Below are 22,428 nucleotides of genomic sequence, written 5' to 3' on the forward strand. Positions count from 1 at the left end.
TCCTTAGAGAAGCGGGCGTTCGGCGGCGCGTGCCGGCCACCGGGCGATCGGCCTCGATTGCCCCTTCATCCGAATGGTGAGCCGGGTGAAGCTGTTGACCGAGGCGTAGAGACTGAAGAAGCGGTCGAGCACGCTGCCGAACAGGAAGGCCGAGGGCCGGTCGATGGCGGCCGGATCGAATTCAAGCGCGATCTCGGTGCCGGGCACCGTGCCGCCGCTGCCGAGGCGGGCGGTCGAAGTGCCCGCCTTGATCCTGACGAGCGCATCGACGAATTGCTTGGTCTCGGGGCTATCCCGGAAGGCGTAGAGCGACAGGATATCCTTGAGTGCCGCACCGTCATTGTCGAAGAGCGACAGGTGATTGAGGATGAGATGCGACATCAGCCGCCAGTTCCGCCCTTCCTGATCGTTCATCCTGACCGACGGCGTCGGCGGGATCAGGGCTTCGACGCTGGCGATCGCCTCATGGCCGGAAGCGAGCTGCAGGAATGGATGGCCGCCGCCGAAGGGAAGCTGTTCCGGCAGGTCGCGGTTGAGGCAGAGCGTATCGACGCTTGCGACCGCATCGACAGGACCTGAAGAACGGCGCTGCCTGTTGACGAAGGCGATGTCCATGTCGCTGGTCCTGTCGTCTTCGTCGAAACGGCGATAGGCCTGCCAGTAGGTTGCGCTCGTGCCAGCCCGTTGCGACCGTCCGAAGAACGGCTGGCAGAATTCCTCCTGGCCGCGCGATCCGGTCAGGAGAACGCGGTCGATGGAATAGATCTCGCGGGTCTTTTGGCGGCGCGCATCCGGCAGGAGGCGGTATTCCGTGCAGGTGCCGTCGATGGCGATCGGCTCGCAAACCTGGCGGAAGAGGTTGACGACGGGCGTTGCATTGAGCGCGAAGTCGCGGACCGAGACTGCGCGTTCGAGCTTGGCGTCGCTTTCCCCGAGGTAGACGAAGAGCTCCAGCGTCTCCCCCCGCCACGCATCGAACCCTTCGATGTCGAGAAAGAGAAATTTGCGCGGCAGAGCGAAAAATTCGGTTAGCAGCCGGTAGCCGATGAAGCTCGGCGCCGGATAGGGCAGCATGGCCTCTTCTGGTTCGAAGCCGACCGGTTTGAGATTGCCCGCCGGCAGGAAGACCGGCGAACGGTCGTCCGCATGTTTGGCAAGTGCGATGCCGAGTGTATGATTGGCAAGCAGTTCGTAGATCGCCACTGCCTGCTGCCAGGGGGACGGAATGTGCAGGCGCAGCCGGCTCATGCCAAGGCCGCCGAGCGGCTTTCGGGCATCGAGGCTGCGGATGGACAGCCTGAGGCAACCGGCAACGCCGGTATAGGGCGAAAGCGGCGCATTGATCGGCTGGCCGGAGAGATTAGCACCGGTGATTTCGATCGGCGCGATCTCGACATCCTGCGTGGTGCGGAAGCGGCAAGCTTCGCCTCTCACCGGCTCGGCTAGGATTTCCGTATGGCGCGGCACGGTCTGGACCGAGGCGAGCGTGTCGCTCGGGCGGAACTTGACGATGCTCATCGAGGGCAGCGGCGCCAGATAATGGGGATAGAGCGTTTCGAGAAGGCCGTCGGTCAGTTCGGGAAACTCGTCGTCCAGCTTCTGACGGACGCGGGCGGCCGAATAGGCGAAACTCTGGATCAGGCGTTCCACATGCGGGTCGTCGGCGACGTCGCCGGTCATGCGCAGGCGGCCGGCGATCTTCGGGAAGGCATCGGCAAAGCGCGCGGCCCGGCGGCGGAGCGCCAGCAATTCCTCATTGTAACGGTGCAGGAAACCTTCAGCCATGCGCCGCCTCCACGAGGAAGCGCTGGGTCGAGGGATCGATCGTCGACTCAAAGCTGATCGGCGGCATGCCTTCATGCAGGCTGAAGGTCGCCTGGATGCGCATGCGCAGCGCCCGTTCGGTCATCGTCCGGCTCTTGAGGATCGTCACCCGCACATCGGACAGCCGCGTTTCGAAAAGCGCAATCCGCCTCTCGATCGCTTGCGCCAGCTTGAGCTTGGCCTGGTCGGTCATCAGATTTGCCGAGACGATGCCGTCGACGCCATAGCTCACCAGCGCGTCCTTGAGTTCGGAAAGTGCCGCCGGTGGTGTGGCCGGGCAGCGCCGCGTATTGAGCAGCGCTTCGAGATCGCGGCGGATCGCCTCCCTGACGTCGCGCACCTGGTCGACGAAGCTTATCGGCGGATCGACGGTGCGATCCGGAGCCTCGTCGATCAACCTGTCGAGGATCGAGCGGGCAAGGACGCGGTCGCGCAGCCGGTAGCGTTCGAGGGGGTCAACCATGCGCGACCTGCCTGCCGGCAGCCGTTGCCGGCACGATCTCCAGACTTTGGGTGTCATGGAAGGAAACCATTTCGTCGCCGGCGAGGTAGCAGCGCTGGCCGCGGCCGCTGGTGATGCCGGTCGGCTCCTCGATCCACTCGGTCTCGCGGCCGAGCCTGAGCGCCGCATCCTTGCCGGTGCCATGATAAACCGCCGGCAGAAGCACCGACGCGGCCGCGCCGTCGATCAGGGAAAGCTCGGCGCGGCGGAAGGCCAGATCGCGCGGACGGGCAATCGGCTCTATCGTGAGGGCTGCGATCTTGGAAAAATCGATCCAGAGATAGCCGCCGCCGGTCATGATAACTTCCAGGGCATGCGGTGTCCGGTCGTCGAGATCGCGGAAATCGGAGACGGCCCTGCCGTTCCAGATCAGCGGACGTTCGCCCCTCAGCTTCTCGAGCGCATCGAGCGTCGTCCTCGCCTCATCCGGATTGTCGTCGCGATGGGCGATACCGAGGCGGACGGCGAGCTTGTCGAGCTCGCTCGGCCCCTGCGGAAATTCCGGCAGGGCGCCGCTCGTAAACCAGGCGTCGCGCGCCGCCATCGCCCGAAGCTCGTTGCGCAGCAAGGCGAAACCCATCGTCGCGTCGGGTGAGAGGGTGGCAGCAAGGCTGCACTGATTGTCCGCCCGCTGGTAATCGCCGGCAAGCACGAGAAGATCGATATAGAGATGCCGCGCCTCCTGATCCGAGGGCTTGACCTTCAGATGCGCCTTGACCTCCTCGATCGCGTCATCGAGGGCATTGTCGCTGAGCGATTGGGCGATGCTGGCGGAAAGCGTCATGCGGACATCCTCTCGGGTATGGCAACTGGGCGGCTCAAAATCTGGCCCGTGGTCGCGGTCTCAGCGATGAGATGGAAGCTCGTGGCAACGTCGTCGAGCTGGAAATGCGGCTGCAGCCGGACGGTACAGGAGAAGCTGCCGGGCTTGCCCGGAATCTCTGCGACGCCGATGCCGGCCGAGCGCAGGGGAAAGCGGGTGCGTAGCGCGATGTCGGCGTCGTCGTTGCCGAGCGTATAGGCGGTCAGCCAGTCCGCCAGCTTCCGCTCGATCGAGATCGCATCCGAAAGCTGGCCGATCTCGTCGCGCATGATGACTTTGAGATAATGCGAGAAGCGCGACGCGCAGAGCACATATTGCAGCATCGCGGCGAGGCGGGCGTTCTGGCGCGCATGCTCGTTGGAATAGTGCGGCGGCGCATGCAGGGACTGATTGGAATTGAAAATCGCCGAAGAGGAGAGATAGGTGGTCGCGGCGGGGATGATGCCGAGCTCGCAGAGCTGCTGCTCCTGGCCGCTGGTCAGATGGATCTCCACCGGCGCCTGGGCTGATAGTCCGTTGCTTTCTGTGCCGAAGTCATAAGGCGGCAATTCCGCTGTACTCAGCAGGCCACCGTCGACGGCATCCTGCGTGACGCCGCGGATATCCGCGAACCAGCCGGAATCGATGAAATTGCGAATGACGACGGTCGCAAAGGCGAAAGCGGCGTTGCCCCAGAGAAGCGAACTACCGTCGCCAGCAATGCTTTCGCGGAAGGGAAAGCCGTCGTTGCGATTGCGCGAATGAGGCGTCAGCGGCGAGCGCATCAGGATGCGCGGCGCGACAAGTCCGAGGAAACGCGAATCCTCACGTGCGCGGAGACCATTCCAGCGGATGCGGGCGGTCTCATTGGCAAGCCAGGAAAAGTCGTTGACCCGGTTCAGCTCGTGAAAGTCTTCAAGCCCGATCGCCAGCGGCGCAGCACCCGCGACGAAGGGGCAGAAGGCGGCGGCCGCCACCATGCCGATCTGCGACAGCGTGCTGACCGGATCGCCGCCGGCCGGATCGGCCGGAGAAAGATAATAATCGCCGACCAGCAGACCGAGGGGTTCGCCGCCCGGCATGCCGAACTCGCGGCTATAGATGAGTTCGAAGAGGTGGCTTTGGTCGAAGTCGCTGGCACGCTCCATGCTCCGCGTGAGCTCGCTCCAGCTGACGCCGAGAAGCTTGACTTTCACTTCGCCGCTGCGGCTTGCCTCGCGCACGAGCATGGCGAGGCCACGCCATCTCGCCTCCATCGCCTGAAAATCGGGATGGTGGAGGATGGCATTGACTTGCTTGTTCAGCGCTTCGTCGATCAGCGTAATCAGCTGATCCGCCCGGCGCCGCCATTCAGTGCTGGAACCCATCGTCAACCTGACACAGATGTTTCGAACGCAAGGTCCAAGCGCGGCGGCAACCCGCCGCGCTTGGACCCGCTTTCATCAGTTCTTCGAGGGAATCCGGGCGACCATGCGCAGCGAGGTGGTCAATTCCTCCATCTGCAGCCACGGGCGCATCCAGGCCACGGCGTTGTAGGCGCCCGGCCTGCCGGGGATTTCCTGTACGGTGACTTTTGCCTCGCGCAGCGGATATTTCGCTCGCGACTCTTCGCCGGCGTCGTCATTGGCGTTGACATAGTTGGAGATCCAGCGATTGAGCCAGGCCTCGCAATCTTCCGCTTCCATGAAGGAGCCGATCTTATCGCGGCCCATGACCTTGAGATAATGGGCGAAGCGCGAGGTCGCCATCATATAGGGCAGGCGGGCTGAAACGGCCGCATTCGCAGTCGCCTCGGGCCGGTCGTAGAGCTTCGGCTTGTGCGCGGTCTGCGCCCCGAAGAACACGGCATAGTCCGTGTTCTTGTAGTGGCAAAGCGGCAGGAAGCCGAGCTTGCCGAGTTCGGCATCGCGGCGATCGGTGATACCGACTTCCGTCGGGCACTTCAGGTCCAGATCGCCGTCGTCGCTCGAGAAGATGTGCATCGGCAGCCCTTCGACCTTGCCGCCGTTTTCCGCCCCGCGAATGGCGGTGCACCAGCCGTTCTTGGCGAAGGCCTCGGTGAGACGCGTACCCATCACATAGGCTGCGTTCATCCAGCAGTAGGAACCGTGAGACAGTTCGCCGGTCTTGGAGCCGCCGGTTTCGTCGAAGTTGAACTCCTCGATCGGGCTGGTCTTCGGGCCATAGGGCATGCGGGCGAGCACACGCGGCATGGCGAGCGTCACGAAGCGGGAATCATCGCTGTCACGCAGGCTGCGCCACTTGGCGTATTCAACCGTCTCGAAGATCTTCTCGAGATCGCGGGGTTTTGCGAGCTCCCGGAAATCCTCGAAGCCGAACATGCGCGGGCTGGCGGCGGAGATGAACGGGGCGAAAGCGGCTGCGGCGATCATCGAGACGCCCTGCAGCAGCTGGACGTCGTCGAAGGAATTGTCGAATTCGAAATCGCCGATCAGCGCGCCCATCGGTTCGCCGCCCGGCGTGCCGAATTCGTCTTCATAGACCGACTTGAAAAGCCGCGACTGGTCGAATTCGACGGCCTTTGCCAGATCCTTGGCGACATCGCGCTTGGATGCATTGAGGACGCGGATCTTCAGGTTGGCGCTGGTCTCGCTGTTCTTGACGAGATAGTTCAGGCCGCGCCAGGCGCCTTCGAGCTTGGTGAACTCAGGCGATTGCATGATGGCCGCGAGCTGGCTTGATATCGCCTTATCGATTTCGGCAATGGCATTGTTCAAGGTGATCGTCAGGTTGCGATCATAGGTGACGGTGCCCTTCAGGGCTTGATCGGTAAGGGTGCGCAGAAGGTCCTGGGCACGGTCGGGCTCGGTCTGGCGGGTTGCCGCAACGACCTTCGAGAGCAGGTTCTCATCAGGCGCGAAGCCTACGTCTTCCTTTGTTTGCAATTGCGTTTCGGCGGTCATCTATCGATCCTTTTTGCGAAAGCGGCGGCCCTCGAAGCATGAGGGGTTCCCTTCAAAAGGGGCCGCTGCCGGACAACGACTCTTCAGGAATGGAGCGCGCGGGCCGCGATCGGTCCGCGATCCCAGGCACTCAGTTCAATGCGTCCTTCGCCTCTTCGGCTTTGTCGCCGCCAAGCTGGGCCACCAGCTGCGAGAGATCGGCCTTGTTCTGCAGGATATCCTCGAGCAGGCGCTCGAGCTCTTCGGAGCGGTCCGCCTTGCTCATCAGGTCGCGCAGCTGGTTGCGCGCGTTGAGCAGGGCCTTCAGCGCCGGCACCTGATCGACGACCGCGCCGGGTTCGAAATCGGCCATGCTTTCGAATTTCAGCGAAACGGGAAGCTCTGTTCCGTTCTTCTCGAGAGTGTTCTCGACCGACAGGGTGAGGCCCGGCGTCATGCGGCGCATGACGTCGTCGAAGTTGTCGCGGTCGACCTGCACGAACTTGCGCTCGCCGAAAGGCTTGAGCTGCTGCGTGGGATTTCCGGAGAAGTCGCCGAGTACGCCGACGACGAAGGGCAGTTCCTTCACCACCATCGCGCCTTCGGTTTCCACTTCGTATTTGATGTGGACTCGCGGTTTGCGAACCCGTTCCAGTTTCTCATGCACACTTGCCATCGAGATTCTTCTTCGTCTCATCGGCGGATTGTCAATTGAGGATGCTGCGGCGTGCCGTTAGCCTCCCTTGTCGGCTACGGGCTGGATGCCGGCTGCCGTCAGCACCGCGTTGCGCGTCTGCTGTTCGGGCAGGAGCTCGGCAAGAAGCTCAAAAAAATCCATGCGGCCGCGACGCACCAGCGTTTCGATCGACATGGAGATCGGTGAATGGGGCTCGGTGCGGCGGAAATAGCGCGCAACGGCGATCAGAAGTTCGAAGGCCTCTTCCCGAGAACGAATCATCTCGGCGCTGACAGGCCGCAGGCCGATGGCTTCGGACTCGTCGGTTTCAACTGCCCGCAGTGGCTCGGATCCTTGCGAGGCAAGGGCTTGCGGAGCGGCCAAGGGCGCTTCGGTCGGCGCTTCGATTCCTGCCAGCATCCGGATTGCAGATGCCGCCTCCTGCAACACATTGCGTGTATTCGAACTCGGTGGCGCCTGGTCGCCGCAGTGTTCGTCAAGTATTTCGACCATGCGATCGAAAGCGGCGATGCATCCGGTCAGCACGTCGAGATAGGCTGACATCTGAGCGACACCGGCTTCCGCTGCCGCCTGCTGCAATTCCTTGCGTCGTTCGGTTTCGTTCGGCCGCTGCGAAAGCTGGAAATCCCAAAGCGAAAACTGCGCGAACTTTCCGCCGGGGATCAACGATGTCAAACGAATAGCCTGGATAAGCGTTCCTTCGCCGCCGACGCCGTTCAGTCCCGCAAACGGCGCAAACCGTTCCTCGACGTCACCATCTCCGATCGAATGCAAAGCGTCGAAATGCTTGTCTAAAAGCGACACGGTTGCGACGTAAACGTCATGCAATCCAGAGAAGCCGCGCAGCCGCAGCTGCGCCTCTGCGAGCCATGCCAATACTTCGATGTCCTTGCTCTTTGAAGAAAGGATCTGCAATCCAAGATTGCTAACATCGTGCCAAGCAGGTGCAATCGTAATAGTCTCACCCGGGATAATACTACGTTCGGCTGTACGCGCGGCGTTTCTCGCGTCCTTAATTCTATAGTATATTTGGCTTCGCTCCCTTCTTGATATCGCAGGATTTTCTGCCGTTTTCGAAGAGCTCGAGCTCTCCTCGGAGATGCTGAGAATGGAGCTCGACGCGGCGATCGCCGACATCCCGCGGGAGGATGGCGCCTCGCTCGCGCTCTCCCCGAACCTGCTCGCCCTTGGACGGGAATCCTTTCTGGTTGCATCGCTGCAGTGCGGGCGGAATGTCGTGCTTTTGGCCGACCTGCTTGCCGCGCTGATCAACGAGCCGGCATTGCGGGCGGTGACGCGCGGCATTGCCCCGTCGATGCGCAATCTGGACAGAGCGATGCTCGACAGCTTGCTGGAGACGGCGGCGCCAGGCGCGTCGGAACAGTTTTCCGTGCCCGCCACCCCGTCCGGTGACAATGAATTCCTGCGGCTCTACACCCACGACATGACCGCGGATGCCCGCGCGGGCCGCACCGACCCGGTCATCGGTCGCGATCGCGAATTGCGGCAGTTGATCGATATCCTGATGCGTCGGCGGCAGAACAATCCGATCCTCGTCGGCGAGGCGGGTGTCGGCAAGACTGCGGTGGCGGAAGCTCTGGCGCTGGAGATCGCCGCCGGCAACGTGCCGGCCCGATTGAAGGACGTGAAGCTGCTGCTGCTGGACCTGAGCCTGCTGCAGGCCGGGGCCGGCGTCAAAGGCGAGTTCGAACGGCGGCTGCATGGCGTGGTCGATGCGGTGAAGACGTCGCCGGAGCCGATCATTCTGTTCATTGACGAGGCGCATGGGCTGATCGGCGCGGGCGGACAGGCAGGGCAGGGCGATGCCGCCAATATCCTGAAACCCGCTTTGGCGCGCGGCGAACTGCGGACGATCGCGGCGACGACCTGGAGCGAATACAAGCGCTTCATCGAAAAGGACGCCGCACTCACCCGCCGCTTTCAGACCGTACATGTCCGCGAGCCGGACGAAGAAGCCGCCATCCGCATGCTGCGAGGCGTGGCGGAAGGTCTGAAAACCCACCACAAGGTCCGCATCCGCGACGAGGCGATCGTCGCCGCCGTCCGGCTTTCGGCGAGATATCTGCCGGACCGGCAGCTTCCCGACAAGGCAATCAGCCTGATCGATACGGCAGCTGCTGCGGTAGCGCTGGCGCGCCAGACGACGCCGGAGGCGCTGAAGTTGCTCGCCGACGAGCGCGATCTTCTGGAAACCGAGTCGAGCTGGCTCGCACGCGAACCGGAGACGCCGGAAAAGCGCGCCCGGCTTGGCGAAATCGCAGGCAAGCAGCAGCAGATCGTCCTGGAGATCGAGACGCTTCGGTCGAAATTCGACGAAGAAAACCGGCTCGTCCGGGAGGCCGACCGATTGGAGGAGTTCTTCTCGCCCGACGACGCCGTCGTCCCGCTGGCGCCGGCCGACAAGACCGGCGACGGCACGAATGTCGCGCCTTTCCCGTCGCAGGCGATGACGGCGGAAAGCGCACGCGCAGCACTTGCTGTCACTGAACGGAGCCTGGCGACAGTCGCGGACCAAACGCCGCTCCTGCCGCGCGTCGTCGACAAGGAAATCGTTGCCGCCGTTGTTGCCCGCTGGACCGGCATTCCCGTCGGCAAGCTGCTGTCGGACCAGATCGAGACCGTCAAGACGCTCGATGCCCGTCTGAAGGAGAGGGTGCTTGGCCAGGACGCGGCGATCGAGCGGATCGCTTCGGCCATGCGGGCCGCCCGCGCCGGGCTTTCCGATCCGCGGCGGCCGCCGGCCGTCTTCCTGCTGGTCGGCATGTCCGGCACCGGCAAGACCGAAACTGCGCTTTCGCTCGCCGATATGCTCTATGGCGGCAGCCGGTACCTCACGACCATCAACATGTCCGAGTTCAAGGAGGAGCATAAGATTTCCATGCTCCTCGGCTCGCCCCCCGGTTATGTCGGTTACGGCGAAGGCGGCGTGCTCACCGAGGCGGTGAGGCGCAGGCCCTATGGGGTGCTGCTGCTCGACGAGATCGACAAGGCGCATCCGGGTGTCCAGGAAATCTTCTATCAGGTGTTCGACAAGGGAACGCTGCGCGACGGCGAAGGCCGGGACATCGATTTCAAGAACACCACCATCGTCATGACGGCGAATACCGGTTCGGAGATGATCGCCGCACTTGTCGCTGATCCCGACACGATGCCGGAGGCAGAGGCGCTCGAAGCGCTGCTGGCGCCGGAATTGCAGAAGCATTTCAAGCCGGCCTTCCTTGGTCGCACGACGGTGCTGCCCTTCATGCCGCTTGGTAACGAGACCCTTTCGGGCATCGTCGATATCCAGATCGGCCGTATCCGCGAGAGGGTCGAGGCCACCTACGGCACCAAGCTTTCATTGTCGCCGGAAGCCCGCGACGCGCTGATTTCCCGGGCGCGCACCAGCGAGGTGGGCGCCCGCGCGATCGAGGTCATGATCGCCCGCGACCTCTTGCCTGTGCTTTCGACGTTTTTCCTCGATGCCGTTGGGCAGGGGAAGAAAATTAGCGGGGTCGCCATCGGATACGACGGCCATCGCTTCGGCCTCGATGCCGAAGAGGCCGCCCCACAGGAATTCGACACGCCGGGAGAAAACCGGTTGTCGGATGAAGTAACCCCGAGCCGCAAGCGCACTCGGGGAGCAGCGAGAAGAAAGGCAACTACGCCTTAGACGCAACTAGGCACTCAACCGCCAACAGGAGAGCTGACAGCATGCCGATTTATCTTCAGATCGACGGTATCCAGGGGGATGCTACCCACGAGCAGCATCGCAAATGGATGGATATCGAAGCCATCCACTGGAATGTAGCCCGCAACATGAACACGTCCGCTGGTTCGGCGGCGAACCGTGAAGCTTCCGAGCCGACCGTTTCGGAAGTGATCCTCACCAAGGTCAGCGACTCCTCGTCGACCAAGCTTTTCCAGGAGGCCTGCTCGGGCCGTACCGGCAAGCGCTCCGTCATCCATCTCGTCACCACGGGCAATCCTGGCGACACCTATATCGAGTACTCCCTCGAAAATACGCTGATCGCCAGCTACTCGATCGATTCCAACGGCGACCGCCCGGTCGAGACGATCAAGCTGAACTTCACCAAGATGGAAGTGAAGTACACGCCTTACGACGACAAGCACTCGCCGCAGTCGCCGATGATCGCTTCTTACGATCTCGCGACCACCAAGGCCGCTTAAGGTTTCCCGACACAGGCAGTGCCAGCCCTGGCTGGCACTGCGACCCGTGTTTTCGGTTGTCTTTTCCATTCCTGGGGGAGGCCAATCAAACAGCTGTTTTCGCAGATGAGTTGAGAGACATCCTTGCGCTTTAGACAATGGAGATGATCGTGTCGGCTGCAACTGATCGTTTGAACGATATTCTTATAGAATTGCCCAAGTACAAATCCCAATGGGAGACGAATGTCGCCAATCCCTATGTGCGGGCTTACGATCTCGCCATCGACAATTACCAGAAAACCACAAAGGCCCAGGAAGCCCGCGACCGCATGCTGGCCGAGCTTTTCGTGTTTTCTGCTTCGGTCCTGACGGGCAGCATCATGATGGCCGCCTTCGCCACGACTTCGGTGCGTGTGCTGGCGGGGCGCACGGCGCTACGCGTGATCTGCAACAACAATCTCAACCGCACCTTCGACCTGATGCATGCCGCCGCCACCAGCAAGCCGGTGATGTTTGCGCTCGGTGGCGTGCTCGACGAGGCCAAGAAGCTCGCCAACAAGCAGGTGACCAGCGCTGCGGAAAAGCTGACGAGCAGCGCGCCGATCGCCTCTGCGCCGACCGCCCTCAATTTCATGACGCGGATCGCCGATTTCATCGACACCAACCACATCTGCGTGCATGATTTCGTCAGGGGCGTGCAGCAGGACAATTCGATCAGCGAGGCCAACAAATCCAGGCTTGCCGATCTGGTCGGCAAGACGCCGTTCTGCAATCCGCCGGAGAGCCGGCGCGTCGACGAAAACAGGCTGTCCCGGAAGATGGAGCTCTTGTTCCACATGAGCGCGGTTCTGGATTCCGACAAGCTCGTGACCTATGTGCCTGCCACCGGCGGGACCGCCGGCGGCATGGGCCGGGATATCGAATACAGCAAGAACGCCATTCCGCAGCTGCCTTCGGCAACGGATTATCCGAAGGCCACTTCGCCCCGCTTTATCGGCCGGCCGCTCCAGCCTTTCGAACCCGGTCAGCGTGTCGAATACGACAATATCGGATCGGTCGTGCGGGATCGCATCAATACGCTCAGCCGTCTTACCGGCAATTCATCCTTCTATCCCGAGCAGAATTTTGCCGAAAAGCTGCTGGTCGACCCCACAGGCAGCGCGCAATTGGCGAAGGCGGAGCAGATCATCAACCGTCTGTCCACCGAAGCGCGGCCCAAGCAGCTCACCGACGTCAGGATGATCTGAGGGGTGTCGATGCTGTTGACGGATCTCCTGAAGCCGCACGGATTGATGGGTCGTATGCGCTGGCCGCTGGTTGCGGCCGCTCTCGTCTGCGCCATGGCCGCAAGTGCTGCCGGCATGGTTGGCGCGTCTGATACCACCGATCAATCCCTGCTTCAGATCGAGCAGGTGGCGTCGCGCCTTTCCGGCACGCCTGCCGCTGTCGAAAATGTCGCGAAGGCTGCGGCCGATCGGGGCATTTCGGCGACTTCGGATGCGCAGCCGCTGCTTGAAACGGCGGCGCGGTCTTCCTTCAAGGCCGACAGCATGCTTGCCGAAATATCGAAAGCCGTGGGTGAGGCAGGCGACGGTGCCGCTGATCCGAGGGCCTTCGCCAAAACGGCAGCGGCTCTGGAAGAGGGACAGACGAAGGTCGCTCGCATGTATGAAGCGCAGGACCAAACAACGGCGAAAGACATCGAAACGCGTCTTGCCAACCCGGACAACGGTCCGCGTATCAGTCGGCTTGCCGATCTGATGGCCGGCCCGGATCTCGCCGTGGACACCGCTTTTACCGCACAGCTCATGTATCTCTGCCTTGAGGCTCTTTCCAATTCCGATGTCGAGACACTGGCGTCCGCTTCAAAGGACAAGCTGCAATCCGAAATGCAGGGCGTGATCTCGTCGCTGCGTTCGAAGAGCGAGAACGAAAAGCCGGTTCCCAAGGACATAGCGCGGGCGAACGAAAAGACGCGCCTGGCCTTTGTGCTGGCCACTCTGTCTCCGGAAGACGTCTCGGTGCTGACGGATTTCTACGAGAGCCCGGGTGGAAAGGCCAAGCGCGACGCGCTCATCGAAAGTTACAGGCGGGCGTCCGATCAGGCCAATACCGAAATGCTGGGGCAGTATTTCCAGGCACTGGCGGATTTTCTCAAAACCCATCCTCCGACGCAACAGCAGTAGTAATTCGGCTCCCAAGACGGAACGTGATGTTATGGACGATTTGCAATCCCTCGCCGCGGATTTCATCCAGGCGAACCGTATTCTGAAGATCGTCTCGCCGCTCGGCGAAGACCAGCTTCTGCCGGAGCGGGTGACGATCGAGGAAGGTATTTCCTCGCTCTTTGAAATCAGGCTTTCGGCCCGCGCCAAGAAGCCGTCCGTCAAGCCGGAGGAACTGATCGGCCGGCTGATGGATGTCTCCGTCGAGGTGCAGCAGGGTGACGATGGCGGCGGCGTGCGCCGGCCGTTCAACGGCCTGGTGACCGAACTCAACGAGGGGCCGCCCATCACCCGCGGCCTCAGATCCTATTCCATGGTGCTGCGGCCGCAAATGTGGCTCCTTTCGCGCCGTTCCGACTGCCGCATCTGGATGGATAAGACCGCGGTCGATATCGTCGAGACGCTGTTTTCCGAGCACGGCATCCCGGCGCCGGATACCTCAGGCGTGATCACACCACCGCCGCCGCAGCATTATTCGGTGCAGTGGAACGAAACGGACCTAGCCTATCTCACCCGCCGTTTCGAGGAAGACGGCCTGTTCTATTGGTTCTCCCATGAGGACGGCAAACACAAGCTGCATGTGGCCGATGGTGCAAGATCCTGGCTCGGTCCGTCGCCCTCGGCGCAGGGTGAGGGGCGGGTTCGCCTCGCGCAAGGCTCCTCGGATCGCAACCATATCAACGAGTGGAGCCGGCGCTATTCCTATGTGCCGGGCCAGCGGGCAGGCGCCGACTGGAATTTCGAAACGCCGCGCATGGTGCCGGGCACCATGACCCCGTCGCTGGTGCAGATGCCGGAAGCGACCAAGCGCGAGCTTTACGAATATCCGGCGCGCATTTCTTCCGTGACCGAGGCGGAGCGGGCGGAAAAACTCAGGATGCAGGCCTCCGAAGCAGATCACGACCGGGTCTTCGGCGCCTCCACATCCCGCATTCTGGAGGCGGGGCGCCGCTTCACCCCCTATGAAGTCGCCCATCCCGACCACGTCTATGAGGAACATGTGGTGGTCAAGGCGGTGCATACCGTCGTCGACCGTTCCTACGAGACGAACAGCAACGAGCCGGAATACACGAACACATTCGAGGCGGTGCCGTCGCGGGTGGCGATGACGCCGCATCGCGAGACGAAACGGCCGCGGATCGAGGGCACCCAGGTGGCGATCGTCGCCGGCCCTTCCGGCGAGGAAATCCATCCCGACCAGTACGGTCGCATCAAGCTGTGGTTCCCTTGGGATCGCAAGGCCAAGAAGGACGGTTCCGACACCTGCTGGGTGCGCGTCAGCCAGGTCTGGGGAGGCGGGACCTGGGGCGCCCAGGTCATCCCGCGCATCGGCATGGAGGTGATGGTCGCCTTCGTCGACGGCGATCCCGACCGGCCGCTGGTGACGGGCGTGGTGCCCAATCCCAGCAATGCAGTTCCTTACGACCTGCCGGCCAACAAGACGCGTATGGTCATGCGCTCGAACACGCATAAGGGCACTGGCTTCAACGAGATGACGTTCGAAGACGAGTCTGGCCAGGAAAACATGTTCTTCCATGCGCAGAAGGACCAGACGACGCGCGTACTGAATGACCGCACCAAGCGCATCGATCGCCACGAAGTTTCGGCGATCGGCGCCAACCGAACGGTCGAAGTCGGCGGCAACCAGAAACACGAAGTCGGCGGTTCGATGAACACCGTCGTCGGCGGCACGGGGCCGATGGCAATGGCGCTTATGGGGGCTGTCAGCGGTCTTTCCGGACATACGGCCGGGCTGCTGGCGCAGGCTGGGCAAATTGCAGGCGGCGGTGGGCCGGGGCTTGCCGCCTTTGCCGGCACGCTTGCGTCGTCGGCGCTTGGTTTCCTAGGCGCCGGTGGTCTTGGCAGCCGTGAAGGGGTCGTCTCGGGGCCAAGCCCGCGCGCCGATGCCGGTACGGCACTTGCCGGTTCAGGGACCGGTGTGGGCGATGCCGCCTCCGGCCTGTTTCCGCTGCCCGGCATCATGAACACCATCGTCGGCTCGTTCAAATCCGACACGATCGGCATCGCCCGCGCCGAGCAGATCGGCGTCAGCAAGGTGACCAATGTCGGCCAGACATCGCTGGAGAGCGTCGGAAAATTCAAGAAGATCGCCGTCGGCGAGGAATTCGTCATCGAATGCGGCGATTCCAAATTCATCATGAAGGCGAATGGCGAAGTGATCATCCTCGGCAAGACGTTCAACTTCGTCGCCACCGAACACTTCCAGATGCGCGGCAAGCCGATTGATCTGAACTGAGGAGGAAGTTCGCTTGGACCTGATCAACCGGCTTCCCTTTCCGGCTATGGCCTTCCGGCAATTCGACGCGAATGGGGATTTGGATTGCGTCGTGTCGGTTCGCGGCACTTTCGTTCACCGCCAGGGCGATGCGCTCGCCATCGCCTCGAAACAGGAAGACTTCCAGTGGGAGGATGCCTATGACGGCGATCCCCATGCCAGTCCTCTCCTGCGTCAGACCGATCTCACGCCAGAGAAGGTCGGAACCGACATCACTTTCCTCGGCAATGCTTACGCCCCGGGCGGCGAGCCAGCACCTTCATGGCAGGTCGGCCTACGCGTCGGGCAGCTTTCCAAAAGGCTCGAAGTCCATGGCGCGCGCTTCTGGCGCCCCGTCGTCAAGGAGAAATGGGCAGGCTTTTCGGCAAAAGAAGCAAAGCGCGAGCTGACGGATTGGCAACTGACCGAAGCCGAGCCGGCATCTTCGGTGCCGATCTGCTGGAGCAAGGCATATGGCGGTCAAATTCCCGGTACGGGCGACCCGGAAAACGAAACGCCAGCCGATGTCGAAGCGCGTAATCCGCTCGGTTGCGGCATCGTCAATCTCGACATGCCTTGGGATCAAGCGCCCGTCGCGGCGCCACAAATCACGTTGCCTGGCGAGAAGTTGAACTGGCGAGAGCCGGTCGAGCCGCAGGGACTGGGTCTCGTATCGCCCTGGTGGCGGTCCCGCCAGCAACATGCCGGCACCTATGACGATACTTGGCTCAACGAGCGCCACCCGCTTCTGCCTAGGGATTTCGACGCACGCTTCTGGCAATGCGCTCATTCGGATCTCGTTGTTATGCCGCATCTGATCGGGAACGAAGACTACCAGCTGGATCATCTGCACCCCAGCTTCGCCCTAGCCGCAGGGCGACTGCCGGGAATCACGCTGGGGGTCCGATGTGTCGGTCATGGGCGCGATGAGTGGTATCTGCTCTCGCTGGACGGCGTGCAACTCGACTGGCGGAACGATAGTCGCGTGATGCTGACCTGGCGGGCACGCTTTCCCCTTCAGGAGGCCGGCGAAACATCGCTGACGTTGACGCGGGTCCAAGTCAAAGCGACGGCCGATGCTGACGCCGATGAGGTTGCGGCATGAGCATCCCGCGCGACAATTACGTCGGCGAACCCGACTATCCGGCGACCTGGACGACCAGGCAGCCGCGCGAAGGTTTGCGTGATCTTGACGAGGCAAAGATCGTCTCGCTGTCGCCGGATGTTTGCCTGACGCCGGTCGGCTCCTCGGTTGTCCCCATCCCGTACCCGATCGTCGACTATTGCGGGCACGACATGGGATATACGCCTTCCGTCCTCTTCACCGGCAAGAAGGCCATGGTCATGCGATCCCGTACGACGCACGTCCATGGCGATGCGCCGGGAACGAGAAAGGGTGTCAAATCCGGCACCGTAGAAAATGTTTGCGAACCGATCGAGCATGCCGACCAGGTGCGCGCCGAGAGTTCTCATGTCATCCGGCATCTCGACCGCTTCTGGATGAACAATCGGAATACGCAGGGCGAAGCGATCTTCGTGCGTGGGACGCAGACATATGCGCCGCCGAAAGACGATGATCCTGTCCGAGGATCGCTGCGCTGGAACGGCAGCGATGAAGGCAAGATCATGAGCGATGCCTCGCCGGAGCTGCTGGTGATGGGCGCACAATATGCGCAGGCAGCACCGGCGACGGTACCTCAAACGGTTCCTGCGCCAGTTCGACCCGCCCCGGTGCCGCGACCCCCGGGGCAGGTCATCCGGCCGAATGTTCCACAGTGGAATAGGCCTCCACCCCGGCCGACCATCAAAGTCGGTAAATGGGTCGGAAGGCTCGGCCGATTTGGTAGGGCAATGACTGGTATCGGAGCTTTTATCGAGGGTATGTGGCCAACCTCGACGGCAATGCCGTGGTATGATGAAATGCCACAAGATGATTTCGAACGGGCGCTTTTCCGGAAGGCACGCGAACTTGAGGAGCAAGGCGTCGACGTTGATGACGTTCAGGAGTGGTTCCGATCCGAGCGCGCAGAGAACGCACGACGCCGGAGGCAGCAGGAGACAGAAGAACGGCAGCAACCGCAACCTCTACCCCAGACGCAGGGTGCGCGCGTTGATGAGGAAGGCTCACAACGTCGATGCATTGTTGGCCCCTACGAGGAGATCGAGCCGATATGTCGGGGCAATGCTCACCATATCGTTCCTGATATGGCCTATCGATTAGGGCGGCGACCTGGCAAATCCGAATATGATTCCACAGAGAATCGTATTCCCAACGCACCGACGCTTAACCAGGGGATGTCGATTTGTTTGCTAAGTCGGCAGCACGGAAGCGATAGCGAAGGATTGCATGGAATACTTCGACAACGGTTTGCAGAACTCGCAAGCCCTGTACCGGGGACAGCGCCTATGGGGGCAATATTAGCTGAAAGTATCAAAGTGATCGAGGATATTCCGGATTTGCCGGAAGAATGCAAAGCGCTAGCTACAGCCATGGCAACAGGCCAGGTCGCGTCAAAAACCGGATTTGCCGCTCCTGGGCGAACGAGGGAACGGCCACTTCCGTCCGGCGAAGCCGAAACAGTACTGAGAAGGGGACATTATTGATGAACGGCAGTGACTGGAAGGCAACAATTCAAGCCGCTGTGGCGTTTGATGTCGACCGCTTTGCGATATGTGTTGGCGAGCTTGAATACGATGATCCATTTACTGCGATCATTTCTTATGATGGGCGATTTTCTCAGCCGTGGAGCAGAACGGATGTTCAGCGCGAGATCGTCGATATCAGCTATATGGGAGCCGATCCTACGGAAGACCATGTCCCGGTAGCGCTCAGCAACGAGGGCGACGTCTATGTGTTGAAGGACGAGCATGCGGAGCGATCGAAGATCCCCGGAGCTGGGATTCTCAGCGAAGATGCTGAGGGTTTTGGGGCAGTCCATACGCTGGTCGTAGATGGACATAGCCAATATGTTGTCGGGGATAGCCGTCAACTCTATCGCAGAGAGGGCTTTGGAACATGGCAACGGCTTTCTGCGAACAAATCCCGCGAGGACGGTTATGAGGCCGAACATTTTGGAAAGGCGATTTCCTTGGACGGTTCGCTCATCGTCGAAAGTGTTCAAAGACCTTATTCTGCACCAAGCGCTGCGCAGCTCGATCCCAAAAGCTGGGAAAATGTCAGCCCGGAGCAGTTCCTGAAGATGATGAAGGAACAACGGTCCGAGCGCGTTACAAGGCCACGCATCCAACGCGTGTATCATTATCTCGACGGCGGTTTCTCACGATTATCCCTCCCCGAAGATTGCGTGATTAGAGGGCTATACCGCGACCCGGAGCAGCGTATTTGGTTTTTGGGCGGGGGAGGTCTGATCCTGCAGGGAACCATCGAAGGAGGATTTGAGAAGGTCGGCTTCCTCGGGGATACGGAAACGTTGTTCAGTGCCGCGTGGTGTCGTTCGGAGCTTTTTGCGGCCACAGACGACGGTCTTCGCCGATTTGACGGCCATAAGCTTGGCATCGTGAAACCCAAACTAAATTCCGCAGCTATAAACCGAAATATTCCTGCACCTCTGAAAATTCAATCTTTCGATAACACGCTGATATATTTCGACAGGAAGCATGGCGTGTGCAGGTGGGACGGGCAATCCTGGGATTGGTACGAGATCCCGCCGTCACTTCTGCAACGCGAGTTCAAAGGCTTGCCTGCCAGACAATAGGGCTCGTCTATCGTATCCTTGCAGCCATACCTGTTCATGGGCGGACATCGTCAGTACAGCCACCGGGATGCGGAGAAAGTCCCTGATCGCGATTTGAAGGAGGTACGACTGACCGCAGCAGTGTTTTTTGAAGCGCTAGGCAAACCCCACGAGTCCAGGAGGATTTCCGAGGCCGAAGCGGAAATTACCGCCACTGAGGAAGAAGATTTCGAGGAGCTCTACGGAGCATGGGAGCCAACGCTTTATGCCGCGGCCATGGCGGATGATCGATATTTTGCGCTTTTGATTGGCGGCCCGCGCTGGGACGATCCCTATACCATCATCCTGACGCGCGACGCGGAAGCGCAGACATTCTCGCGCCTCGATGTGCGGCGGGAATTGCGGGATGTCAGGGTCGTGCCGCGGGCCGGTGATGCAGGTGAGCCGTCTTATGTGACGCTCAGCCTGAACGGCGACATTTATGTGATCAGTCCCAAAGGCGCGGAGCATTCGGTCATTCCCGGGACCCAGGCCGAATCCGATGAAGCGCCGGAGATCCTATTCACCTCCATTCTGCCGGTCGGGGATCAATGGCTGGTTGCGGGCGGCGAAGGTTTTCTGAAGCTTGGCAAGGACAAATCCTGGCAGGATGTCTCCCCGTCGCCGCCGACGGAATATCCCTACAAAGTGCCCGATTGGACTATCCTCGGGACTAATCAAAACGGCGATATCTTCATTGTTGGCACGCAGGCGGCGAATGCGCGGCATTTCAATCTCTATCCCGGCCACCCTCTCTATCGGAAGGATATGCCTGATGAAGAGCGCTTCGAATTGAAGAAAAAACTTTACGCCGAAATGGACAGTTATCCGCGTTTGAAAACACTTTTCACCGGTCGGCCCGGCGCCTGGAAGCAGCAGGTGTTACCGGATCGTATCGCCCGGTCTCTTCCCGCTTATTCCTATGTTGCCGATGTCGAGAGCGACGGAGGCGAAGCCGACTATGTCATCGGTTCCGATGGCCTGGTGATGAAGGGTAATCCGCAAGCCGGCTTTACCGACATCTCGTCCATTGCTGACCGCGAGAAGAATTTCAAGGACGGCGTTTGCTGGCGCAACGAACTGATCCTTGCAACCGGCACCGAACTGTTCCGGTTCGATGGCCATCTTGCAAAGCCATTCGCGCCCAAGGTGAAGATGCGCTCTGCCCCCTTCGTGCTGCAGCCGAGCGCGATCTTCGTTCAAAACGACAAGCTCTACGTGTTCGACTACGGGCTTCGCTATTACACATTCGATGATCAGGGTTGGAATCAGTACGACATTCCGAAAGAGCTTTCGCAGAGGCCGTTCAAGGGTGGCGGCGGGAAAGGACCGCCTTGACCATATCGAGCGGCTGACGAGCATCTGGAGCCAATATGTCTGCTACCCCCCGGCGCCCCTTACAGGAAATATTGGATGAATTCGGACCGCTCAAAGACGGTATGGCGGTTGCTGCTTCGCAGGCTGAGGGCTATCGCGGGAAGCTGCCTGACGCGATGGTTGATTTCTGGATTGAGCATGGTCGCGGGCAATGGCGCGACGGTCTTTTCTGGATCTGCGATCCTGAGCCGATCATGCCTGTCCTGCATGCGCTGTTTGCAGGCGATCCGGAATTCGACGCCGCAAGAATGGTGCCCTTCATGCGTGATGCGTTCGGCGAAGTCAGCGTCTGGCATCCGAAGTTCAAGCTGATCACGCTCAAGATGAATCTCGGCACCGTCACCACCACAGACATTACCACCCACGTCATTGAAGGCGTACCTCCCTTCGACGACGATATGGCGGTAGCTGCCGCCGTGGACGCCAGCGTTTTCGATGGTCGTGGCTGGGTGGATGCTACCACTGGCAAGCCCGTTTTCGATGCGGTTCGCCGGCGACTTGGGCCGATCAGCGCTGATCAGGTCTATACTATGGTCCCGCATTTCCGCCTCGGCGGCGATGGCGCTGCCAGGGATTTTTCAATCGGCGGCTTCATCGAATATCTGGGCGTTCTGGCGCAGATAGGATCCTTTACGCTCGAACGCTATATCGATCCGAAGCAGGGTGGCCGAGGACCCTTTGGACATCTCGAGGCTGTCCGTACGATCGGACACGACCGTCTGATCGATAGGGACACACTATGACCGACACCGACACAAAGCTGTTGCGGACATTCATCGCCGACGAGAACGAAGCCTTTGCCGATCGGCGCCAGGGAAAATTCTGGCCTGCCAATCATTATCGCATCGGGCCCCTGGCGACCAAAGCTTCCGGGCTGCTCGATCCGAACGAGCAAATCGATTTCTATTTCCATTTCATGCGCATAGCCGGCGGCGCACCCTCCGTCGGAGACAGGGAAATGCCGCTGCTGCTCGAGGCCTACCGGCGCATGCTGCCGTTTCTCGATCTTGGCGGTGTCATCCCGATGTCGCGGCGGCACAAATTGCTGTTCGTGTTCGGTTTTGACGATACCGGCGCCCTGCCGAGCGGCGAGACGATTTCGGCCAAGGCGCTGAAGGCGCGGCTCAAGCTCATCGCGCAGGTCGGCAATTATACGACGATGCCTGCCCAGCGCGACAAGAAGGCAAAGTTTGTTCCTTTCGCCTACGAGGCGGTGCGCATTCTCGAGGTTTTCCAGCATCTCGGCTATCGCCACGACCGACGTTATGGCGAAGACCTCTACGATGTCACCAATCTCAGCTTCTGGGGTATGGTGTTTATCTGCCTGCTCAACAAGGCGACCCGTGCCGATCTTGTTGCCGATATGATCGAGGGCAAATATGATCTTATGCGGCGCGTCGAGCAACTGGCGATGCTGCACCGCTATATCGAGACAGTCCTGCCGGATATCGAGCCTGACGAAGAGCGTTTCCGCTCGCTGGCGCGGCAGCTCAAGGGCATCGAGCTGGCGCGCCGCAATGCCACCGAATCCGTCGCCCTGGCGCAAAGGCTGGGCCTGCCATTTGGCGATGACGAGGAGTGGGAAATCCATATTGCGGTCCCGCTGCGCGGCACCGAAGGTCATCCGTTGATCGCCAAGAACGTCGTGCGATTGCAGATCCGGCCGAACCCGGACTGGCAGTGGGAGCTGAGCGCGCGCATGGCCGAGCGTGGAGAGTACTCGGAAAGCGAAACAAAGAACTACCGGAACGATCTCGGTTTCCCAGTTCTCGGGCGCGGAAATCTTCATGCCTTTCCGACATGGCTGAGACAGGTGCGTGAGAAAAACGGGCTGGATTTCGACACCGGCGCCGCCGACATTCGTGTGGGCCGCAAGCGGGCGGCAGCCAAACTGCTCGTTCAATGGCTGGAGAGCTGAA

General features: G+C 61.0%; 18 protein-coding genes. 11 read left to right on the top strand and 7 right to left on the bottom strand.

The features are described from left to right. Positions 1–3 precede the first annotated feature (3 nt). The 7 genes from tssF to tssA form a co-directional block, all read right to left on the bottom strand. Entirely contained in the window at positions 4–1,785 is a 1,782-nt protein-coding gene (tssF, locus tag RL_RS35260; RefSeq protein ID WP_011649233.1) for a type VI secretion system baseplate subunit TssF, read from the bottom strand. Beyond that, positions 1,778–2,287 (bottom strand): type VI secretion system baseplate subunit TssE, encoded by a 510-nt coding sequence (gene tssE, locus RL_RS35265; protein ID WP_011649234.1) that lies wholly within the window; start codon positions 2,285–2,287, stop codon positions 1,778–1,780. Before tssE ends, tssF begins: the two co-directional genes overlap by 8 nt. After that, positions 2,280–3,110 (bottom strand): type VI secretion system accessory protein TagJ, encoded by an 831-nt coding sequence (locus RL_RS35270; RefSeq protein WP_011649235.1) that lies wholly within the window; start codon positions 3,108–3,110, stop codon positions 2,280–2,282. The genes tssE and RL_RS35270 overlap by 8 nt, the downstream gene beginning before the upstream one ends. After that, the gene (gene tssC, locus RL_RS35275; RefSeq protein WP_011649236.1) at positions 3,107–4,495 is read right to left on the bottom strand and encodes a type VI secretion system contractile sheath large subunit; all 1,389 of its coding nucleotides are present in this window, start codon (positions 4,493–4,495) and stop codon (positions 3,107–3,109) included. Before tssC (RL_RS35275) ends, RL_RS35270 begins: the two co-directional genes overlap by 4 nt. Positions 4,496–4,570: 75 nt before the next feature. Further along, a complete protein-coding gene (tssC, locus tag RL_RS35280) occupies positions 4,571–6,052 on the bottom strand; it encodes a type VI secretion system contractile sheath large subunit (RefSeq protein ID WP_011649237.1) in 1,482 nt (493 codons plus the stop codon). Between the two features lie 130 nt (positions 6,053–6,182). After that, the gene (gene tssB, locus RL_RS35285; protein WP_041937007.1) at positions 6,183–6,707 is read right to left on the bottom strand and encodes a type VI secretion system contractile sheath small subunit; all 525 of its coding nucleotides are present in this window, start codon (positions 6,705–6,707) and stop codon (positions 6,183–6,185) included. Between the two features lie 57 nt (positions 6,708–6,764). After that, entirely contained in the window at positions 6,765–7,865 is a 1,101-nt protein-coding gene (gene tssA / locus RL_RS35290; protein WP_244432415.1) for a type VI secretion system protein TssA, read from the bottom strand. Between tssA and tssH the strand changes: the two genes are divergently transcribed. The 11 genes from tssH (at position 7,837) to RL_RS35345 (ending at position 22,427) form a co-directional block, all read left to right on the top strand. After that, a complete protein-coding gene (gene tssH, locus RL_RS35295) occupies positions 7,837–10,401 on the top strand; it encodes a type VI secretion system ATPase TssH (RefSeq protein ID WP_244432416.1) in 2,565 nt (854 codons plus the stop codon). The genes tssA and tssH overlap by 29 nt on opposite strands. A 41-nt stretch (positions 10,402–10,442) precedes the next feature. Beyond that, positions 10,443–10,919, top strand: coding sequence for an Hcp family type VI secretion system effector (locus RL_RS35300; protein WP_003575677.1), 477 nt, complete (start codon positions 10,443–10,445; stop codon positions 10,917–10,919). Positions 10,920–11,068: 149 nt separating this feature from the next. Beyond that, on the top strand, positions 11,069–12,145 hold the full coding sequence (locus RL_RS35305) for a hypothetical protein (protein ID WP_011649240.1): 1,077 nt from the start codon (positions 11,069–11,071) through the stop codon (positions 12,143–12,145). A gap of 9 nt (positions 12,146–12,154) precedes the next feature. Continuing rightward, a complete protein-coding gene (locus RL_RS35310) occupies positions 12,155–13,084 on the top strand; it encodes a hypothetical protein (protein WP_122330936.1) in 930 nt (309 codons plus the stop codon). Between the two features lie 31 nt (positions 13,085–13,115). Continuing rightward, positions 13,116–15,380 (top strand): type VI secretion system tip protein TssI/VgrG, encoded by a 2,265-nt coding sequence (gene tssI, locus RL_RS35315; RefSeq protein ID WP_011649242.1) that lies wholly within the window; start codon positions 13,116–13,118, stop codon positions 15,378–15,380. 13 nt (positions 15,381–15,393) lie between these two features. Further along, positions 15,394–16,503, top strand: coding sequence for a DUF2169 family type VI secretion system accessory protein (locus tag RL_RS35320; RefSeq protein ID WP_011649243.1), 1,110 nt, complete (start codon positions 15,394–15,396; stop codon positions 16,501–16,503). Next, positions 16,500–18,002 (top strand): DUF4150 domain-containing protein, encoded by a 1,503-nt coding sequence (locus RL_RS37080; RefSeq protein WP_011649244.1) that lies wholly within the window; start codon positions 16,500–16,502, stop codon positions 18,000–18,002. Before RL_RS35320 ends, RL_RS37080 begins: the two co-directional genes overlap by 4 nt. Beyond that, positions 18,002–19,114, top strand: coding sequence for a hypothetical protein (locus tag RL_RS35330; RefSeq protein WP_003550958.1), 1,113 nt, complete (start codon positions 18,002–18,004; stop codon positions 19,112–19,114). Before RL_RS37080 ends, RL_RS35330 begins: the two co-directional genes overlap by 1 nt. Before the next feature lie 93 nt (positions 19,115–19,207). Continuing rightward, positions 19,208–20,470: a hypothetical protein gene (locus RL_RS35335; RefSeq protein WP_244432417.1), complete on the top strand. Its 1,263-nt coding sequence runs from the start codon at positions 19,208–19,210 to the stop codon at positions 20,468–20,470. A gap of 35 nt (positions 20,471–20,505) precedes the next feature. Then, complete coding sequence (locus RL_RS35340) at positions 20,506–21,252, top strand: GAD-like domain-containing protein (RefSeq protein ID WP_011649247.1); 747 nt, start codon at positions 20,506–20,508, stop codon at positions 21,250–21,252. Further along, positions 21,249–22,427, top strand: a complete 1,179-nt coding sequence (locus RL_RS35345; protein WP_011649248.1) for a hypothetical protein — start codon at positions 21,249–21,251, stop codon at positions 22,425–22,427. The genes RL_RS35340 and RL_RS35345 overlap by 4 nt, the downstream gene beginning before the upstream one ends. The last annotated feature ends 1 nt before the right edge of the window (position 22,428 follow it).

Source organism: Rhizobium johnstonii 3841, from assembly GCF_000009265.1.
Taxonomy (GTDB): Bacteria; Pseudomonadota; Alphaproteobacteria; order Rhizobiales; family Rhizobiaceae; genus Rhizobium; species Rhizobium acaciae.

What these genes read in the sequence shown, in the direction of transcription:
- RL_RS35340 (WP_011649247.1), top strand. Translation starts at nt 20,506, where the DNA reads ATGTCTGCTACCCCCCGGCGCCCCTTACAGGAAATATTGGATGAATTC.
- tssI (WP_011649242.1), top strand. Translation starts at nt 13,116, where the DNA reads ATGGACGATTTGCAATCCCTCGCCGCGGATTTCATCCAGGCGAACCGT.
- tssH (WP_244432416.1), top strand. Translation starts at nt 7,837, where the DNA reads ATGGAGCTCGACGCGGCGATCGCCGACATCCCGCGGGAGGATGGCGCC.
- RL_RS37080 (WP_011649244.1), top strand. Translation starts at nt 16,500, where the DNA reads ATGAGCATCCCGCGCGACAATTACGTCGGCGAACCCGACTATCCGGCG.
- RL_RS35310 (WP_122330936.1), top strand. Translation starts at nt 12,155, where the DNA reads ATGCTGTTGACGGATCTCCTGAAGCCGCACGGATTGATGGGTCGTATG.
- tssC (WP_011649237.1), bottom strand. Translation starts at nt 6,052, where the DNA reads ATGACCGCCGAAACGCAATTGCAAACAAAGGAAGACGTAGGCTTCGCG.
- tssB (WP_041937007.1), bottom strand. Translation starts at nt 6,707, where the DNA reads ATGGCAAGTGTGCATGAGAAACTGGAACGGGTTCGCAAACCGCGAGTC.
- RL_RS35270 (WP_011649235.1), bottom strand. Translation starts at nt 3,110, where the DNA reads ATGACGCTTTCCGCCAGCATCGCCCAATCGCTCAGCGACAATGCCCTC.
- RL_RS35345 (WP_011649248.1), top strand. Translation starts at nt 21,249, where the DNA reads ATGACCGACACCGACACAAAGCTGTTGCGGACATTCATCGCCGACGAG.
- RL_RS35300 (WP_003575677.1), top strand. Translation starts at nt 10,443, where the DNA reads ATGCCGATTTATCTTCAGATCGACGGTATCCAGGGGGATGCTACCCAC.
- tssE (WP_011649234.1), bottom strand. Translation starts at nt 2,287, where the DNA reads ATGGTTGACCCCCTCGAACGCTACCGGCTGCGCGACCGCGTCCTTGCC.
- tssF (WP_011649233.1), bottom strand. Translation starts at nt 1,785, where the DNA reads ATGGCTGAAGGTTTCCTGCACCGTTACAATGAGGAATTGCTGGCGCTC.
- RL_RS35330 (WP_003550958.1), top strand. Translation starts at nt 18,002, where the DNA reads ATGAACGGCAGTGACTGGAAGGCAACAATTCAAGCCGCTGTGGCGTTT.
- tssA (WP_244432415.1), bottom strand. Translation starts at nt 7,865, where the DNA reads ATGTCGGCGATCGCCGCGTCGAGCTCCATTCTCAGCATCTCCGAGGAG.
- tssC (WP_011649236.1), bottom strand. Translation starts at nt 4,495, where the DNA reads ATGGGTTCCAGCACTGAATGGCGGCGCCGGGCGGATCAGCTGATTACG.